General features: G+C 49.9%; 13 protein-coding genes. 8 read left to right on the top strand and 5 right to left on the bottom strand.

Annotated features, from left to right (window positions below; all coding sequences use genetic code 11):
* The first annotated feature begins 67 nt into the window (after positions 1 to 67).
* Positions 68 to 547, top strand: a complete 480-nt coding sequence (locus IE181_RS05995; protein WP_191250822.1) for an Lrp/AsnC family transcriptional regulator — start codon at positions 68 to 70, stop codon at positions 545 to 547.
* Between the two features lie 207 nt (positions 548 to 754).
* Here IE181_RS05995 and IE181_RS06000 read toward each other — a convergent pair whose 3' ends face one another.
* Together IE181_RS06000 and IE181_RS06005 are read right to left on the bottom strand one after the other, a co-directional pair.
* Complete coding sequence (locus IE181_RS06000; RefSeq protein WP_191250824.1) at positions 755 to 2,002, bottom strand: NupC/NupG family nucleoside CNT transporter; 1,248 nt, start codon at positions 2,000 to 2,002, stop codon at positions 755 to 757.
* A gap of 18 nt (positions 2,003 to 2,020) precedes the next feature.
* Positions 2,021 to 2,458 carry a cytidine deaminase gene (locus IE181_RS06005; RefSeq protein ID WP_191250826.1) on the bottom strand — a complete coding sequence of 146 codons (438 nt, stop codon included), beginning with the start codon at positions 2,456 to 2,458 and terminating at the stop codon, positions 2,021 to 2,023.
* Between the two features lie 124 nt (positions 2,459 to 2,582).
* On the opposite strand from IE181_RS06005, the gene upp reads away from it, so the two are divergent.
* The 4 genes from upp to IE181_RS06025 all read left to right on the top strand — a co-directional run bounded on the left by upp (position 2,583) and on the right by IE181_RS06025 (position 8,504).
* Positions 2,583 to 3,218: a uracil phosphoribosyltransferase gene (upp, locus tag IE181_RS06010; RefSeq protein ID WP_191250828.1), complete on the top strand. Its 636-nt coding sequence runs from the start codon at positions 2,583 to 2,585 to the stop codon at positions 3,216 to 3,218.
* A gap of 9 nt (positions 3,219 to 3,227) precedes the next feature.
* Positions 3,228 to 3,812: a thymidine kinase gene (locus tag IE181_RS06015; RefSeq protein WP_191250830.1), complete on the top strand. Its 585-nt coding sequence runs from the start codon at positions 3,228 to 3,230 to the stop codon at positions 3,810 to 3,812.
* A 156-nt stretch (positions 3,813 to 3,968) separates the two neighbouring features.
* A complete protein-coding gene (locus tag IE181_RS06020; protein ID WP_191250832.1) occupies positions 3,969 to 5,156 on the top strand; it encodes an alkaline phosphatase D family protein in 1,188 nt (395 codons plus the stop codon).
* Between the two features lie 150 nt (positions 5,157 to 5,306).
* Complete coding sequence (locus tag IE181_RS06025) at positions 5,307 to 8,504, top strand: TonB-dependent receptor (RefSeq protein WP_191251579.1); 3,198 nt, start codon at positions 5,307 to 5,309, stop codon at positions 8,502 to 8,504.
* A 77-nt stretch (positions 8,505 to 8,581) separates the two neighbouring features.
* Here IE181_RS06025 and greA read toward each other — a convergent pair whose 3' ends face one another.
* The 3 genes from greA to carA form a co-directional block, all read right to left on the bottom strand.
* Positions 8,582 to 9,055, bottom strand: coding sequence for a transcription elongation factor GreA (gene greA, locus IE181_RS06030; RefSeq protein WP_191250834.1), 474 nt, complete (start codon positions 9,053 to 9,055; stop codon positions 8,582 to 8,584).
* Positions 9,056 to 9,235: 180 nt separating this feature from the next.
* Positions 9,236 to 12,517, bottom strand: coding sequence for a carbamoyl-phosphate synthase large subunit (gene carB / locus IE181_RS06035; protein WP_191250843.1), 3,282 nt, complete (start codon positions 12,515 to 12,517; stop codon positions 9,236 to 9,238).
* Positions 12,518 to 12,532: 15 nt separating this feature from the next.
* The gene (gene carA, locus IE181_RS06040; protein ID WP_191250854.1) at positions 12,533 to 13,735 is read right to left on the bottom strand and encodes a glutamine-hydrolyzing carbamoyl-phosphate synthase small subunit; all 1,203 of its coding nucleotides are present in this window, start codon (positions 13,733 to 13,735) and stop codon (positions 12,533 to 12,535) included.
* Positions 13,736 to 14,014: 279 nt separating this feature from the next.
* Between carA and IE181_RS06045 the strand changes: the two genes are divergently transcribed.
* From IE181_RS06045 to dnaG, 3 genes are all read left to right on the top strand, one after another.
* Entirely contained in the window at positions 14,015 to 14,470 is a 456-nt protein-coding gene (locus IE181_RS06045; protein WP_191250856.1) for a GatB/YqeY domain-containing protein, read from the top strand.
* A gap of 303 nt (positions 14,471 to 14,773) precedes the next feature.
* Positions 14,774 to 15,442 (top strand): PEPxxWA-CTERM sorting domain-containing protein, encoded by a 669-nt coding sequence (locus tag IE181_RS06050; protein ID WP_229819174.1) that lies wholly within the window; start codon positions 14,774 to 14,776, stop codon positions 15,440 to 15,442.
* A 129-nt stretch (positions 15,443 to 15,571) separates the two neighbouring features.
* A complete protein-coding gene (dnaG, locus tag IE181_RS06055) occupies positions 15,572 to 17,482 on the top strand; it encodes a DNA primase (protein WP_191250858.1) in 1,911 nt (636 codons plus the stop codon).
* The last annotated feature ends 14 nt before the right edge of the window (positions 17,483 to 17,496 follow it).

Genomic DNA, 17,496 nt, shown 5'->3' on the forward strand with positions numbered 1-17,496 from the left:
CTTTATTTCCGAAAGCGCCTTCGCTAGTATGGCAGAGTTTCAAAAATGGTATGGAGGATTACCAATAATGGCACGTGTTAAGCTAGATGCGGTCGACAGAAAGATACTGTCCTGCTTGCAGGCCGAGGGCCGTGTTTCGAACGTCAACCTTGCCGAGCGGGTAGGTATCACTGCCCCGCCGTGTCTGAGACGTGTGCGCGCGCTTGAAGAAGAAGGCTATATCCACGGATATCATGCTGACCTGAATCAGGAAGCTTTGGGGTTCGGACTGACAGTATTTGCCATGGTTGGGCTGCACAGCCAGGCAGAAAGCGACCTGCGGGCGTTTGAAAAACAGGTCGAAGATTGGCCGATGGTGCGTGAATGCTACATGCTGAACGGTGAAATTGATTTTATGCTTAAAATTGTCGCGCATGATCTGCAGGAGTTTCAGAAGTTCCTGACGTCTGAGCTAACGCCTGCTGGTAACGTGGCAAGTGTGAAGACTTCTTTGACCATACGTAATAGCAAGCATATGCCGGGTGTTCCGCTGCCGGAGGTGCCGTAACGGCCCCATCCCTTTCCGACGTTTTCTAACCTTTGTGCGTGGCATAATGGCGCGGCATCGGACTTTTGGTTGCCGATGACAGTCATGCTGGTCTCGGGCGACTATGTGGCAGCTTCGGTGAATACGGACCAGGGGAAGATAAAAAGCGGGCACCTATTGTCTAAAAGGTGCCCGAAATTCTTTACAGTATTTGCAACGGCGGTTTGATCAGCCTGTCTGCGCGAAAGATAGCATCAGGGAAGCAAGTGCTGCACTCATTAGATTTGACAAAGTTCCGGCAGCTAGTGCCCGCATGCCCACTTTGGCAATGAATGCTTTGCGTTCTGGTGCGAGTGCGCCAAGGCCGCCAAGCTGAATCGCCAGCGAGGAAAAGTTTGCAAATCCGCACAGGGCAAAGGTTACAACGGCCAGCGTATGCGGGTTCATCTGGTCCAAGAGAGTCGTCATATTAGAGAAGGCAACAAACTCGTTCAGGATTAATTTTTGTCCGACCAGATTGCCCGCCAGTTCAGCCTCGGCCCAGTCAATGCCCAGAATATACATCAGTGGCGAGAAAATGGTGCCGAGAATCCCTTCAAATGTAAGGCCTTCGAAACCAGCCAGACCGCCAACATATCCCAGGATACCGTTCATCAGGGCAATCAAGGCGACAAATGCAAGCAGCATGGCGCCGATATTGCCCGCCAGTTTTAAACCAATGGATGCGCCGTCAGCTGCAGCTTCGATAACATTTGAAGGTTTGTTACCGTCTTCATCGGCAAGGTCAATATTCAGTATATCAATATCTTCATCCGTTTTGCTGGCCACGTCAGTTGCAGGCATAATGATTTTAGCCATCAACAGGCCACCGGGTGCCGACATGAAGGCTGCTGCGATCAGGTAGGTAAGCGGTATGCCCATCGCCGCATATCCGACAAGCACAGACCCGGCTACAGAGGCCATGCCCACCACCATCAGTGTGAAGAACTGATCGTCTTTCAGACTTTTCAGATAGGGGCGTATAACCACTGGTGCTTCGGTTTGGCTGACAAAGATGTTGGACGCAGCGCCCAGAGTTTCCACTTTGCTGGCCCCTGTCGCCTTGGCAAGGCCGCCACCAATGATCATGGCGATCCACTGCATAATCCGCAGGTGATACAAAACGGACATCAGTGCAGACATGAAGATGATGACTGGCAAAACATGGAACAGGAAAATAAAGCCGATAGTTTGTGGTTTCCCCAGTGACCCGAAAATGAATTCGATACCAGCGTTCGAATATTGAATGATGGAATGAACGGCGGAGGAAAGCCCTGCCATAACAGCCTGACCAAACTCGAAATAAAGCGCAAAAGCGGCAAAAGCCAATTGAATAGCAAATGCACTGCCAACAGTCCGTATGTTGATGGCTTTTCTGTTAGTCGACAATAGCACGGCAAGGGCAAGGAGAAAAATGATACCGAAAATGGCGATCATACAAAGGGTCCTTTGTTCTTAGGCACCATCAGTCGTGCCGATGATTTCCTTTTCCAGGTTATCTGGACCGAAAGAATGCGGGAGTAGCTCCCCAAGGGTTGTTTTTAGCGTAATATCGCCGTTCATGTCACAGCAGATAATCTGTGTATCATCAGTGGCGAATTCACGTAGGACCTGGCGACAACCACCACACGGTGGACAGGCGTGCTTGCCGGGGCCTGCGATAATCACAGTGGTAATTCGTTGCAGGCCGTCACTGCCGATCATGCCGGCGACAGCATTTCTTTCGGCGCAGGTGCCCAGGGGGTAGGCGGCATTTTCGACATTACAGCCCGTATAGACATTGCCTGAGTCGCTGACAATCGCAGCACCAACAGGGTGATGGGAATAGGGTGCATAGGCCTTTTCCCGTGCACCAATCGCCAGTGTGGTCAATGTTTCAATCTTAAATTTCATCCTGATCCCCTAAATGGACTTGAAACAATACGGACAAATGAGTCATGGTCAAGTCCCCAGAAAGAATCAAACATACAAGTTTATTCATGAAAATTCTCTCGTGATGGCACGGAAAGGTAACGGCATGAAGTCAGTCACAGAAGTTAATCATCCTCTTGTGCAGCATAAAATGACACTTTTGCGCAGGAAGGAAACAAGTGTACTGGAATTTCGGCAGCTACTAAGGGAGATTGGCTGGTTCCTGGGTGCTGAGGCTACAAAAGACCTCAAGCTAATTGATGAACCTATTGAGACACCGGTTACATCCATGGTCGGCAAGAAGCTTGACGGCAAGAAGGTGTGTCTGATTTCCATCCTGCGTGCCGGGGATGGGTTGATACAGCCGATGCTGGATTTGATCCCATCTGCCCGGATCGGTGTCATAGGTTTGGCACGGGATGAAGAAACCCTCATGCCAACTAAATACTGCTTTAAGGTGCCAAAAGATCTGGAAAACCGTGTCACGATCGTTGTGGATCCCATGCTGGCCACTGCTGGTTCTGCGATCTTTGCGCTGGATGAAATTAAAAAGGCAGGTGCAAAGGATATCCGGTTTATTTCGCTCGTGTCCTCCCCGGAAGGTGTGAAGGCCCTGCATGACCGTCATCCGGATGTACCGCTGATTACCGCAGCCATTGATGATCACCTGAATGAGGCGGGCTATATTGTGCCAGGTCTGGGGGACGCAGGCGACAGGATTTTCGGCACGAAGGGCGTGTAAGACACTATTATGGCCAAGCTGTATTTCTATTATTCGGCAATGAACGCCGGCAAATCCACCATGTTGCTTCAGTCCAGCTTCAACTACCGGGAACGCGGTATGAATACCTTGCTGTTCACGGCGGCCATTGATAACCGGGCAGGTGTTGGTCGTATCTCCAGCAGAATTGGTATCGAGGAAGAATCGCGTACCTTCGAGGGGGCAGTGGATTTGTTTACGCTCGTTGCGGACGAACTGAAGCGGCGCCCCCTGCACTGTATCTTCGTTGATGAAGCACAATTTCTGTCCAAGGAGCATGTGTTTCAACTGGCCAGCATCGCAGATTCGCTTGGTATACCGGTGCTATGTTATGGCCTTCGGACAGACTTTCAGGCGAATTTGTTTGAAGGCAGTAAATGGCTTTTGGCGATTGCTGATGAACTGAGTGAGCTGAAGACAATTTGTACCTGTGGGCGCAAGGCAACCATGAATTTGCGCATAGATGACAAGGGCAATGCTGTCAAACAAGGCGAGTCGATTGAAATTGGCGGTGATGACAGATATCTGGCGCTGTGTCGCAAGCATTTCATGGAAAAGATCGGTTGGTCAGGGTAGCTATTATAGCAATAGAAACTACTCTATCAGCTATATATGTAACAAATCTGCAACAATAATGTCATTAAACTGTAGCTAACCGGGCTATGCTTGGGGCGTCTGCGTTTGACTTCCACTCTGGCTGATATATAAATCCAATTCATCAAGGGGGCCCTTATGGACAATCAATTTGCGCGAGCCTTCGGCTTAGCCTTTCTGTTTGCATCTATCGTATCCAGTGCTGGAACCAGCTATGCCATACAGGATGATGCTTCTGCTCAATCACAGACAGTTTCCGATGAAATTTTAATTCCAACGCCTGCGCCGCCACTGGCAGGCGATACGGTTCTGACCCGTTTGGCGTTTGGTTCCTGCGCTGATGAAGAGAAACCACAGCCGATTTGGAAGGCAGTGTCGTCAGTATCCCCGCAGCTTTTCCTGTTCACCGGTGATAATGTGTATGCGGATATTAATCAGGGCGTTTGGGTGAATGAACCCAGCATGGATGCTTTGCAGTTCGCCTATAACACACTGGCGACCAACGCTGATTTCCTGTCTGTATACGGTAAAATTCCCATGCATACTACCTGGGATGATCATGATTACGGTAAAAATGATGGCGGATCTGATTTCCCGATAAAAGAACAAGCAAAAGACTATATGCTTGATTTCTTCTCGGTGGCGCAGGATGACCCTGTACGGTCCCGCGCTGGCGCCTATTACTCCCGGATGTATGGACCAGAAGGACAGCGGGTTCAGTTGATCATGCTGGATACACGTTTCTTCCGTTCTGCACTGACGAAAACGGACGAACGCAACGCCCCGGGCAAGGAACGGTATGTGCCTTCTGAAGACCCTGATCAGACAATGTTGGGCGACGAACAGTGGGCGTGGCTGGAAGCCGAGCTGCAGAAGCCTGCCGACCTGCGGATAATGGTGTCCAGTATTCAGGTTTTGGCAGATACCCACGGATGGGAAGCCTGGCGCACCATGCCGCAGGAACGGCAACGGTTATACAGTCTGATCAATAATGCCAAAGGTGGTCGCGTTGTGATTGTCAGTGGTGATCGTCATGTTGGCGGCATTTACCGCCGTGCTGACCTGATTGATTACCCTCTTTACGAAATTACCTCCAGCAGCCTGAACTTGCCATTTAACCCATCCAAAGAAATTCGCAATGAATGGGACAAGAATCAGATTGGGCTTCTTTATGGTCCAGAAAATTTTGGCACGATGGATATCGACTGGGAAAACAGCCTCCTATCCATAGACCTCAGAGACATTAATGGAGACAGTGTTCGGTCGGTGACCATTCCGATCGCAGAGATTACCAGACCAGAGTCTGGTGAAAAGACCGAGTCATAAAAGAAGAAAGAAAGCGTAACATAGCTGTCATACAGTTTCAGTAGTAGGGGGCAGCTCGAACACAAAGTTCAAGTACGCCGGTTTTCGCACATGGCTCGATTAATATAAGTGACGAGTAAAACTCGATATAAAACAACGAAAGTGGAAATGATGAAACGCTCATTGAAAGCATACATGCTAAGCGGTGTTGCCGCTGCTTGCCTTCTGGCGAGTAGCCCAATCGTCGCACAGGAAACGTCTTCCTCCATTCGGGGGCAGGTAATAGATCAGTCGGGTCAGGCACTTGCTGGCGTAACTGTTCAGGTTACACACGTTCCGTCTGGCTCTGTCAGAACATTCGAGACAAACAACCAGGGTGTGTTTTACGCACGTGGCCTGCGTGTTGGTGGTCCATACATTGTTAAACTGGCTGATGGTTCTGAATACCGCGCGAACACTGTAGAAGGTTTGGAGCTTCTGCTTGGGCAGGTTGCTTCAGTAAGTCTGATCGCAGGCATGGGTGACATTGAGGAAATCTCTGTAACGGCACGTGCAATCGTTGCAGACGTGGCGCCGGGTCCAAACGCGACATTTAACCTGACGGACCTGGAGAATGCTCCTGCTATTAACCGCGACATTAAAGACGTTGTTCGGATGGACCCACGGGTATTCATCGACGAATCAAACAGTGACGCGATCCAGTGTGTGGGCGGTAACCCACGTTTCAACTCTTTGACTGTTGACGGTGTTGGTCTGAACGATAACTTCGGTCTGAACTCCAATGGATATCCAACAGAGCGTGTACCGTTCTCTTTTGACGCAATCCAGCAGGTTGCAGTTGAAATGGCACCGTTTGATGTTGAATACGGTGCTTTCACCGGTTGTAACATCAACGCTGTTACCAAGTCCGGTACTAACGATTTCCACGGTGGAGCGTTCTTCGATTATACGAATGACAGCCTGCGCGGTGAAACAGTCGACGGTGTCAAGTATGACAATGGTGACTATTCTCAGAAGCGTTATGGCGCCCATCTTGGTGGTCCAATCATCGAAGACAAACTGTTCTTCTTCGCATCTTATGAGAAGCTGGAAGGAGCACAGCTCTTTAACCGTCGTCCAAGCGAATCGACTGTAACGCAGGCTGAGCTGGATCAGATTGCAGAGATTGCACAGCGTGTGTACGGGTACGAGGTTGGTGCAATTGTTCCGTCTCTGCCAGTAGAAGATGAGAAAATCCTGGCGAAAATTGACTGGAACATTAACGACCAGCACCGTCTTGCTCTCGTCTATAACTATAACGACGGTTTCTCTATTGCAGAATCAGACGGCGACAACAACGAGTTTGAATTCTCCAAGCACTATTATGAGCGCGGTTCCAAGCTGAAAGCTTACTCTGGCCAGTTGTTCTCTGACTGGACAGATAACTTCTCCACTGAAGTACGTGTTTCCTACACTGATCTGGATGGTCGCCAGAACTCCCGTGCAAACGGTGAATTCGGCGAAGTACGTATCACTACCGCTAACGATATTGATGTGTATCTTGGTAATGACGACTCCCGTCAAGCCAACGATATGTACTATAAAATCTGGAACTATAAAGCTGCGGGTAACTATCAGCTTGATGATCATGCGATCACATTCGGTCTGGAACGTGCAGAGCTGGAAGTTTACAACCTGTTCGTACAGCACACTCTGGGCGAATACCGTTTCGACAGCATTGCTGATTTCGAAGCTGGTATCCCGGACCGCGTATACTATGGTAACGCTGGTGGCACCAATAACCCGATCGATGCAGCCGGCACTATTGCCTACAACATCAACACTGTCTACTTGCAGGATGAGTATACTTTCCCGTCCGGTGATCTGACAGTCACTGCCGGTTTGCGCTATGACTGGTACAGCAGCAACGCGTTGCCACGTGAAAACCCAGCCTTCGTTGCTCGGAATGGTTTCTCCAATGCGACAAACCTTGATGGAGAAGACCTGGTGTTGCCGCGTTTTGCCTTCCGCTGGGATGCTAACGAGACACTGCAGGTCCGTGGTGGTATTGGCCTATATTCTGGTGGTAACCCGAACGTTTGGCTGACAAACAACTATCAGCAGGACGGTTTCACGCAGATTCAGGTTAATTACCGCGATTACAGCGAAGACTTCACTTTGTTTGACGAAGCAACTGCCAATGGCGGTACGCCAATCAAAGATGTACCGCTGCGCGGTGTGGAAGATGTTGCAGCCGGTTCTTCGAACACTGGTGTGAACGCGATGGACCCTAATTTTAAAATCCCAACCCAGCTTAAAGTCGCTTTGGGTGCAACGTGGGAATTTGATGCAGGTGAATTCGGTGACGGTTATGTGCTGCAGGCAGACATCCTGTATTCTAAAATGCGGAATCCGGCCACAATCATCGATACGACGCTGGTCGAAGTTGGTACAGCACCTGATGGACGTCCGACTTTCTTCTCGCTTAATAAAGCAGATGCAGACTGTGCGGCTGATCCGGGCTCAAACCCATTTGGTTGTAACCGCTGGTTTAACTCAGATTATGTTCTGACAAACACCAAAGGTGGTTCATCCAAAGTCTTCTCTGTTTCCCTTGCGAAAACGCATGAAGACCTGGGTATCAACTGGAATGTTGGCTATGCATACACTGATGCAAAAGACGTAAATCCAATGACGTCGTCTGTTGCCTTCTCTAACTATGCAGGCGTTGCTGTAAGCAATCCAAATAACCCTGGTTCCGGTACAACAAACTGGGAAATCAAGCACCGTTTTACGGCGAATGTTTCCTGGGCTAAAGAGTTCTGGGATGATAACGAAACTCGTGTCAGCATGTTTGCAAGCTTGCAGTCTGGTCGTCCTTACAGCTTCACGTTCAGTGATATGGGTGGCGCGTTCAATGGCGGCTTGAGCGAGTTCGGTGATGCGGTAGATGATCGTCATCTGCTGTACGTTCCAACGGGTGCGGATGATCCACTTGTGACATTTGCTGATGGTTTCGATACAAATGCATTCTTTGCATACCTGAATGAGCAAGGCCTGATGGATTATGCCGGTCAGATTGCACCGCGTAACGGTCACCGGTCTGACTGGTGGGGTAAGATTGACCTGCGTTTGTCACAGGAAATCCCTGCACCCTTCGAAGGTCACAAAATGAATGCCTACATGGTTATCAAGAACCTGACCAATCTGATTGATAGCGATTGGGGCGTGATGAAGCATGCTGGTTACTTTGGCCATATCAATGTGGTTGAAGCAGAGATCGAAGGCGGCAAGTATGTTTACTCCGACTTCAATGCACGTGACCCACAGACTATTCAGCTGGCACCTTCCAAGTGGGAAATCCTGCTTGGTGTTAACTACAAGTTCTAGGGAACTCAGCTAATCATAAAAATAAGAAAGCCCGCCAATTTGGCGGGCTTTTTTCGTCGAAAAAAATATCAAAAAAATTAGATATATTCGACTTTTTCAATCTCATAATACCGTTCGCCACCAGGTGTTTTAACCTCGATCTCCGCGCCCGTTGATTTGCCAATCATGGCCCGTGCGATGGGAGACTGGTAGGAAATGCGGCCTTCTTTAACATCACCTTCGTCTGCGCCGACAATCTGATATTTGACGGTTTTGTCATCTTCATCAATCAGTGTAACGGTCGCACCGAATACGATACGGTCGCCAGACAGGGTAGACGGATCAATAACCTGCGCCCGGCTCAATTTACCCTCGATCTCCAGAATACGACCTTCAATGTGACCCTGTTTCTCTTTTGCTGCATGATATTCAGCATTCTCGGACAGGTCACCGTGGGCGCGCGCTTCCTCAATCGCCTGGACAACAGCAGGGCGCTCAACGGACTTTAAATTTTTCAGTTCTGCTTCAAGAGCCTCATGGCCCGCTTTCAGCATAGGTACTTTTTCAGTCATATTCTCTCGTCCAATGGCTAAAGGCCGGTGGCCTTTAGTATCAAATGTTAAACGTGTCGGAAGGGATGCCCCTCTTAGAAAAACATAGACGCCGACCTCGGAAAGGTCGGCGCACTAGGATTTATGTAGTGTATTTAGTGCTGAAAATCAAGGATATGCGTAACCCATTGTTTTCAGGTGCTATTTTGAGACGGCAAATTCCTGCAGGCTCTTTACATCCATGGCGCCTGAACGCAGTACTTTCAGTGCCTGTACGGCAGCGCGACTGGCGGCAATGGTTGTGAAATATGGCAGCTTCATCGTCAGGGCAGTATGGCGCAAGCTGTAGCTGTCCATAATGGCCTGTTTGTCTGAAGTTGTATTGAACATCAACTGGATTTCACCGTTGACCATGATGTCCAGAACGTGTGGACGCTGACCTTCGGTAACTTTATAGACAGATTCCACATTCAGCCCCTGCTGGTTCAGATACGTTGCAGTGCCAGTGGTGGCAACGACGCTGTATCCCATTTCAAGAAGGCTTTTGACCAGGGGAACCAGTGCGTATTTGTCACTGTCTTTCACAGATACGAAAACTTTACCTTCGGTTGGAAGTTTTACACCTGCTGCCAACTGGGATTTGTAGAATGCCATGGGGAAGTTGCTGTCAATGCCCATCACTTCACCCGTAGACTTCATCTCTGGGCCCAGTAGGACATCAACACCCGGGAAGCGAGCCCACGGAATAACAACTTCTTTGACTGCAACGTGATCTGTTATTGGATCTACCAGATCAAAGTCCGTTAATTTCGCACCGGCCATGACCTGCGCTGCGATGGCTGCAACCGGGCTGCCAATTGCCTTCGCGACGAAAGGCACAGTCCGTGATGCCCGTGGGTTAACCTCGATCAGATAGACTTCGTCATCTTTCACGGCAAATTGTACATTCATCAGGCCAACAACATTCAGTGCCCTTGCAAGGGCCTCTGACTGGCGTTTGACTTCATTGACCACGCCAACAGGCAGGCTGTATGGAGGCAGCGAACAGGCACTGTCGCCAGAGTGAATGCCAGCCTCTTCGATATGCTCCATGATCCCTGCAACATGAATGTTAGTACCGTCGCTCAGGGTGTCCACGTCAACTTCGATCGCATCCTGCAGGAAACTATCGATCAGGACGGGACGTTTTTCGCTGATTTCCAGTGACTTGTCACCGGACATGGTTACCGTTTTGATATAGTTTTCAAGCCCAGCTTCGTCATGGACGATTTCCATCGCACGACCACCCAGCACATAGCTAGGGCGTGTCAGGACAGGATAGCCAACCTGCTCTGCAACTGATTTTGCTTCATCCAGGCTGAAAGCAATGCCGTTTTTCGGCTGCTTTAGACCCAGTTTTTCGACCAGTTCCTGGAACCGCTCCCGGTCTTCTGCAAGGTCAATCGCATCCGGGCTGGTGCCAAGAATTGGGATGCCTGCTGCTTCAAGGTCCATGCAGAGTTTAAGCGGTGTCTGGCCGCCAAACTGAACAATCACACCCTTTACAGAGCCGTTTTCATTTTCCTTGTGGACAATCTCGACCACATCTTCGGCCGTCAGCGGCTCGAAATACAGACGGTCAGAAGTGTCATAGTCTGTTGAGACAGTCTCAGGGTTACAGTTGATCATGATAGTTTCATACCCGGCGTCAGACAGGCTGAAGCAGGCATGACAACAACAATAATCAAATTCGATCCCCTGACCAATCCGGTTTGGTCCACCACCAAGAATGATGATTTTTTCGCGGTCAGACGGGAAGGCTTCACATTCAGCACTTTCACCGGCGGCAAAGGTCTCGTAGCTTGAATACATATAGGGTGTTTTTGCGTCAAACTCAGCCGCGCAGGTATCAATGCGTTTGTAGCTTGGGCGCACACCGGCGTTGCGGCGGATGTCAGAAACCTCAGCTGCAGTTTTGCCGCAGAGTTCCGCCAGTCGGCTATCCGAGAAGCCCAGCATTTTTAGCTGACGCAGGCCGCGCTCATCAGAAGGAAGACCGTTTTCGCGAACAGAGTTTTCTGCGCTGACAATGGTATCCAGTTGGCGCAGGAACCACGGCTCATAGTGACATACGCGGTTGATTTCTTCGAGGGAGACACCTTCGCGGATTGCCTGTGCGATACGAAGCAGGCGATCAGGTCGTGCGGATCCAAGGTCGCTCAGGATCGCGCGCTTGTCGTCACTGCCGGGTGTGTAACCGTCGAATACAATTTCGTTCAGCCCCGTCAGGCCGGTTTCCATCGACCGCATAGCTTTTTGCAGTGATTCCGCAAAATTACGGCCAACGGCCATAACCTCACCGACAGACTTCATAGCGGTGGAAAGGACTGGCTCAGCTCCCGCAAATTTCTCGAAAGTGAACCGCGGTACCTTGGTGACTACATAGTCGATTGTAGGTTCGAACGATGCCGGGGTCACGCCTGTGATGTCATTTGATAGTTCATCAAGCGTGTAGCCAACCGCAAGCTTTGCTGCAACTTTGGCAATCGGGAAGCCTGTTGCCTTGGACGCCAGAGCAGAAGACCGACTTACCCGAGGGTTCATTTCAATGACGATCAGGCGACCATTTTGGGGGTTCACAGCAAACTGTACGTTCGATCCCCCTGTTTCGACACCGATTTCGCGCAGAACAGCAATCGATGCGTTACGCATAACTTGATATTCTTTGTCTGTCAGTGTCAAGGCAGGGGCTACGGTGATACTGTCGCCCGTGTGAACGCCCATCGGATCAACATTTTCAATCGAACAGACAATGATACAGTTGTCAGCTTTATCGCGGACAACTTCCATCTCATATTCTTTCCAGCCAAGGATGCTTTCCTCCACCAGAACCTCGTTCGTCGGTGAAGCATCCAGCCCCTTGGTGACGATGTCAAGGAACTCGGCCTTATTATATGCAACGCCGCCACCGGTGCCGCCCATCGTAAAGCTGGGGCGAATAATTGCAGGAAGGCCACCGATTTCTTCCAGAACCACTTCTGCTTCTGCGATAGACCGGGCAGTGCGGCCCTTACATACTTCCAGATTGAGCTTGGCCATTGCGGCATTAAAACGTTCGCGGTTCTCTGCTTTATCAATCGCATCGGCCGTGGCGCCAATCAGTTCGACATTATGACGCTCGAGCGCACCGTTTGCGGCCAGTGCCAGTGCGGTATTCAGACCGGTTTGTCCGCCCATCGTTGGCAGGATCGCGTCGGGTTTTTCCTTGGCGATGATCATTTCCACGACTTCTGGTGTGATCGGCTCGATATAGGTCGCATCGGCCAGTTCTGGGTCGGTCATGATCGTCGCAGGGTTAGAGTTTACCAGAATAACCCGGTACCCTTCTTCCTTGAGTGCCTTACAGGCCTGTGTTCCGGAATAATCAAACTCGCACGCCTGGCCGATGATAATGGGGCCGGCGCCGATAATCATGATGCTTTTTAAGTCAGTTCTTTTTGGCATGGTGATCCCTTTATCCTAGGCAGCTTTGTGCGCCTTGATAGATTTCATAAATTGTTCAAACAGGTAAAAGCTGTCCTGAGGTCCAGGGGACGCTTCAGGGTGCTGCTGGACGCTGAAGATTGGCTTGTCGGTGCATTCGATACCACACACAGTCTGGTCAAACAGAGATACGTGGCTGATCTTTACGTTTGCAGGCAGACTGTCTCCGTCCACACTGAAGCCGTGGTTCATGCTTGTGATTTCAACCTTGCCCGTGCGCAGGTCCTGAACCGGGTGGTTCGCACCGCGGTGTCCCTGGTGCATTTTGTATGTCTTGCCGCCGAATGCCAGTGCCAGCAACTGATGGCCAAGACAAATACCGAAAATGGGCAGGCCGGTTTCGATCAGCTTGTTGATAACGGGCAGGGCATATTCCCCTGTTGCCGCAGGGTCGCCTGGGCCGTTAGACAGGAAAATGCCGTCAGGCTTATGGGCCATGATGTCATCAAAACTTGCTGTCGCCGGTACCACGGTCACCCGTGCTCCTGTTTCAGCCAGACAGCGCAGGATATTGATCTTTGCGCCATAATCGACTGCAACGATGTGTGCCTCTTCTTTGTCGAGCGTCCCGAACCCTTTACCAAGATGCCACCGGGTGCCGCGCCAATCGTACGTTTCGTCACAGGTAACGTCTTTTGCCAGATCCATACCGTTCAACCCGGGCCAATCTTGAGCCTGAGCCAATAGTGCGGGAATGTCGAACACGCCGTCTTTATTATATACAATCACACCGTTTGGTGCACCGTTCTTGCGGATGTGACGGGTTAGCTTGCGTGTATCAATGCCGGCGATGCCTACCAGCCCCATCTCTGCGGCCCATGCCCCGAGCGGGCTTTCTGCTCGGAAGTTTGCAGGGCTTGTCACCTCTTCGCGCACAACGAGACCGCGTGCGGCGGGGTGTCTGGTTTCCATGTCTTCAGCATTGGTGCCGACATTACCGATGTGCGGGAATGTGAAGGTAATGATCTGTCCGGCATAAGATGGGTCAGAGAGAATTTCCTGATAGCCTGTTATAGACGTATTAAAACAGACTTCGCCAACCGTGTTTCCTTCTTTTCCGAAGCCGTATCCCCAGAAAACAGTGCCGTCTGCGAGTACCAGTGCAGCCGTAATATCAGAGGATGGAGGAGTGGAAGAACAGGAGGCATTCTGGAGAGTGTTGGTGGCAGATTCGGTCATTTTGACGGTTCCTTTTCCAGAATTTACATTCAAGCCCATGAAATCTATATCGAAATCTGGGCAAGGCCAACAGGGCAAAGTTAAAAAGGCTTCGCTGACTAGAGGCCAAATTGCCGGGACACTATTCAAAACATGCCGGCTAGTCAAGAAAAGAATTTAAAAAAATATATAATAAAATCAATGACTTACGGCTGTCTTTCTTGTTTGCTTGATAGGGGCTTATGCGGTATGATCCGCGTTTCCATTTCGTTAGACAAAACTAAAAGGGGGCGGTCGCTCATGTTGCGTGATGATCTAACACAATCAATGAAAGAGGCCATGCGATCCAAAGACTCACGACGACTGTCTACAGTCCGGTTGATTCTGGCTGCAGTAAAAGAAAAAGATATTGAGCTGCGGACACAGGACGATTCAGATCGTGATGATGATGCTATCATTACCGATATACTGGCTAAAATGGTCAAACAGCGGAAAGATAGTATCCAGGCGTATGAAGAAGCAGGACGCTGTGAGCTGGCTGAGCGGGAGCGTGAGGAAATTGAAATTATTCAGGACTTCTTGCCAACTCAGATGACAGATGATGAGATTAAAGCCGCGTGTGAGGCAGTTGTTTCGGAGCTTGGGGCTGAGGGGCTCAAGGATATTGGACGCTGTATGGGGGTCTTAAAAACAAAATATGCAGGCCAGATGGATATGGCCAAAGCCAGCGGTATGATTAAGGCGATGCTTAGTTAACACAGATACTGGCAAACTTTTAGAACATGATCAGGGTAGCTTTTTGCTGCCCTTTTTTATGGTTTTGAAGCTTTTCAACTATCAGTTTTGATCCGATTCGTAAAAATTAGTATCAAATTCCTTAAAAGGTAGTGCATCCATAAGTAATATTAAAGTGGTATTTATGTACTAAAGGTGGCGTTTCCGGCATAATTAGTTAACCATTTGTTAACGAAAGTTGAAAATTTGACATGACTTTAGTATTGTTTCGGACCTAATCAGGTTCAGGCTAACCTCAGGGGTTCACTTAAGGAGGGTAACGCTATGAGAAGAGTACTTGTAACTTTAATGACAGTATTTGCGATGAGCATGTCAGCTCATGCAGCAGTGATATTTTCGGCTTCGGGTGCCACAATAAACAGTGGTGGTCCTGGATCAGGGTCTATTGCAGACACTTATAATCAGTCTGGTTTGTTATCCGGTTATATTGACGGCGTGACTGATTTTGATGTGTATATGGCTACCAATCCAATGCATTCATTTGTCTTTGCCGGCAATGAATGGTTCGGAAATCAGGGCACTACATCTGCTAGTGTCACATACGATTTTGGCAGTGTCCGATCTGTCGATGCAGTGGCACTATGGAACGAGGAATCTTCTGGTATTGGAATACTCGATCTATTCTGGTCTGTGAACAATGTTGATTTCTTCTCGCTCTCTAGCGGGATAACTCCAACAGATAATCCGCTTGCAGACTATTCTGCGGACGTTTTTTCGTTCACATCTGTTGATGCCCAGTATATTCGGTTTGATATGAACCGTTGTCCGCAGGATGATCCGGGCAGTTATGCGTCGTGCGCGATTGGTGAAGTTGCTTTCCGGGAAGGTGTTACAAGCGCTGTTCCTGAGCCTGCGACCTGGCTGATGATGATCCTGGGTTTTGGTATGATTGGTGTTGCAACACGTCGCCGTAAGTCTTTGGCTTTGGCATAAACTGTTAGAAACCATTCATATGAACTTAAAGGGTGACTTTGGTCGCCCTTTTATTTTGCATTTCTGTGACGCGCTGGCCGTGGTAATAACTTCCTATTCACTGATTCCCGCGCGGCTTATGGAGACCCTATGGCGTTAAGTCCACAGTTTCTGGATGAACTTAAACACCGTTTTACGCTGTCTGATGTTGTTGGACGGACGGTCAAGCTTGTGCGTCGCGGCAGGGAGCATACAGGACTTTGTCCCTTCCACGGGGAGAAAACGCCTTCTTTTACCGTTAATGATCAAAAGGGCTTTTATCACTGTTTCGGGTGCGGGGCACATGGCGGTGTTATCGACTTTGTCATGGGGACCGAGGGTCTGACTTTCCCTGAAACGATTGAAAAGCTTGCTGGTGAAGTCGGGATGGAAGTACCTAAGCCGTCCCGTGAACAAGTGGAACGGGACAAGAAACGATCCAGCCTTTCAGAAGTGATGGAAATGGTGACCACATGGTATGAAGCACAGCTGCAGGGGGCTGTCGGCGCGAGTGCGCTTTCATATGTGCGTGGGCGAGGCTTGCGGTCGGACACCATTACATCTTTTCGGCTTGGCTATGCGCCGGGCGGACGCGCGGGGCGAACCCACCTTAAAGACGCCATGCTTGCGCGCGGGGTGACCGAGGATCAGTTGATCGAAACTGGCATGGTGATCAAGCCCGAAAGTGGTGGTGAGAGTTATGACCGGTTTCGGGATCGCCTGATGTTCCCGATTGCAGACAGACAGGGCCGTATTATCGCATTTGGCGGGCGGGCCCTGTCATCCGACGTGAAGGCGAAATATCTTAACAGTCCGGAAACAAGCCTGTTTCATAAAGGGGCTACCCTTTATAACTGGGCCAATGCCCGTCAGGCTGCTTATGATACCGGGCAGGTGATGGTCGTTGAAGGATATATGGATGTCATTGCACTGGCAGAGGCAGGTATTCCTTACTGTGTGGCGCCCCTTGGAACAGCCCTGACCGAAGAGCAAATCGCCCATTTATGGCATATGGCAGATGAACCAATATTATCCTTTGATGGTGATAATGCGGGCCGACGCGCTGCGACACGGGCGATGGACAGGGCGCTGCCGATGCTCCAGCCAGGAAAATCTCTGCGCTTTCTGTTTATGCCGGAAGGTGAAGACCCGGACACGCTGGTTCGTAAAGAAGGCAAAACCGTCCTAGAAACCATGATTGATACAGCCGACCCGCTTGTCAGTGTTCTTTGGCAGTCGCTGACGGACGGTGTTGCAGTCGATACGCCGGAACGCCGCGCCGGGCTTGAAAAGGCAATTTTTATCAAGCTTGCTGATATTCAGGACGAGAATATCAAAAAGCTCTATCAGGGCGAGTTTCGGGATCGCCTGTATCAGTTATTCAGACCGCAGAAGAAATGGACAGCGGGGCATGAAAAGGGAAAGTATTCACCACGCTCTGGCCATGGTCGCAAAGGGCAAGGATTGGCAACCGGACTGTTGGCTAAAACAATGCTGGGGCGATCTCGCGGAGTGGAGCCGGTCACCATCATGATTGAACGTATATTACTGCTGTGCTTGATCAATCATCCTGCGATCCTGCTGAAATATACAGAGGAGGTTGCCGCGCTAAATCTGGTGGATGAGGACTTGGGGCAGATAAGAAATTTGCTCATTCAGATGATTGATGACGAAATAAGCCTTGACCGAGAGCATGTTCAACACCAAATAAGCGAAAGCGGGCTTGCCCATGTGGCCGGTAAGTTGATGCAGGACAAGGCGCTGAAGGGAGACTGGTTCGCCTATCCAGAGGCGGCGCTGGGGGATGCGGAAACGGGGTTTGCTCATACGATGGCACGGTATCGGCATTTAACATCTGCGCGGTCTGACTATTTGAGGGCAGAAGCAGAATATGCTGCTGATATGACCGAGGAAAATCAGGAACGTTTTTTTGCTGCCCAGCAAGTGTTTCGAGCATTGGAAGAAAAAGAAGCGACTATTTACGGGTATGGTATCGAATCAAATAAGGTTCATGAGGCTTAAAACCAGTAAAAAGT

Source organism: Kordiimonas sediminis, from assembly GCF_014656395.1.
GTDB lineage: Bacteria > Pseudomonadota > Alphaproteobacteria > Sphingomonadales > Kordiimonadaceae > Kordiimonas_A > Kordiimonas_A sediminis.

What these genes read in the sequence shown, in the direction of transcription:
- IE181_RS05995 (WP_191250822.1), top strand. Translation starts at nt 68, where the DNA reads ATGGCACGTGTTAAGCTAGATGCGGTCGACAGAAAGATACTGTCCTGC.
- IE181_RS06000 (WP_191250824.1), bottom strand. Translation starts at nt 2,002, where the DNA reads ATGATCGCCATTTTCGGTATCATTTTTCTCCTTGCCCTTGCCGTGCTA.
- IE181_RS06005 (WP_191250826.1), bottom strand. Translation starts at nt 2,458, where the DNA reads ATGAAATTTAAGATTGAAACATTGACCACACTGGCGATTGGTGCACGG.
- upp (WP_191250828.1), top strand. Translation starts at nt 2,583, where the DNA reads ATGAAGTCAGTCACAGAAGTTAATCATCCTCTTGTGCAGCATAAAATG.
- IE181_RS06015 (WP_191250830.1), top strand. Translation starts at nt 3,228, where the DNA reads ATGGCCAAGCTGTATTTCTATTATTCGGCAATGAACGCCGGCAAATCC.
- IE181_RS06020 (WP_191250832.1), top strand. Translation starts at nt 3,969, where the DNA reads ATGGACAATCAATTTGCGCGAGCCTTCGGCTTAGCCTTTCTGTTTGCA.
- IE181_RS06025 (WP_191251579.1), top strand. Translation starts at nt 5,307, where the DNA reads ATGAAACGCTCATTGAAAGCATACATGCTAAGCGGTGTTGCCGCTGCT.
- greA (WP_191250834.1), bottom strand. Translation starts at nt 9,055, where the DNA reads ATGACTGAAAAAGTACCTATGCTGAAAGCGGGCCATGAGGCTCTTGAA.
- carB (WP_191250843.1), bottom strand. Translation starts at nt 12,517, where the DNA reads ATGCCAAAAAGAACTGACTTAAAAAGCATCATGATTATCGGCGCCGGC.
- carA (WP_191250854.1), bottom strand. Translation starts at nt 13,735, where the DNA reads ATGACCGAATCTGCCACCAACACTCTCCAGAATGCCTCCTGTTCTTCC.
- IE181_RS06045 (WP_191250856.1), top strand. Translation starts at nt 14,015, where the DNA reads ATGTTGCGTGATGATCTAACACAATCAATGAAAGAGGCCATGCGATCC.
- IE181_RS06050 (WP_229819174.1), top strand. Translation starts at nt 14,774, where the DNA reads ATGAGAAGAGTACTTGTAACTTTAATGACAGTATTTGCGATGAGCATG.
- dnaG (WP_191250858.1), top strand. Translation starts at nt 15,572, where the DNA reads ATGGCGTTAAGTCCACAGTTTCTGGATGAACTTAAACACCGTTTTACG.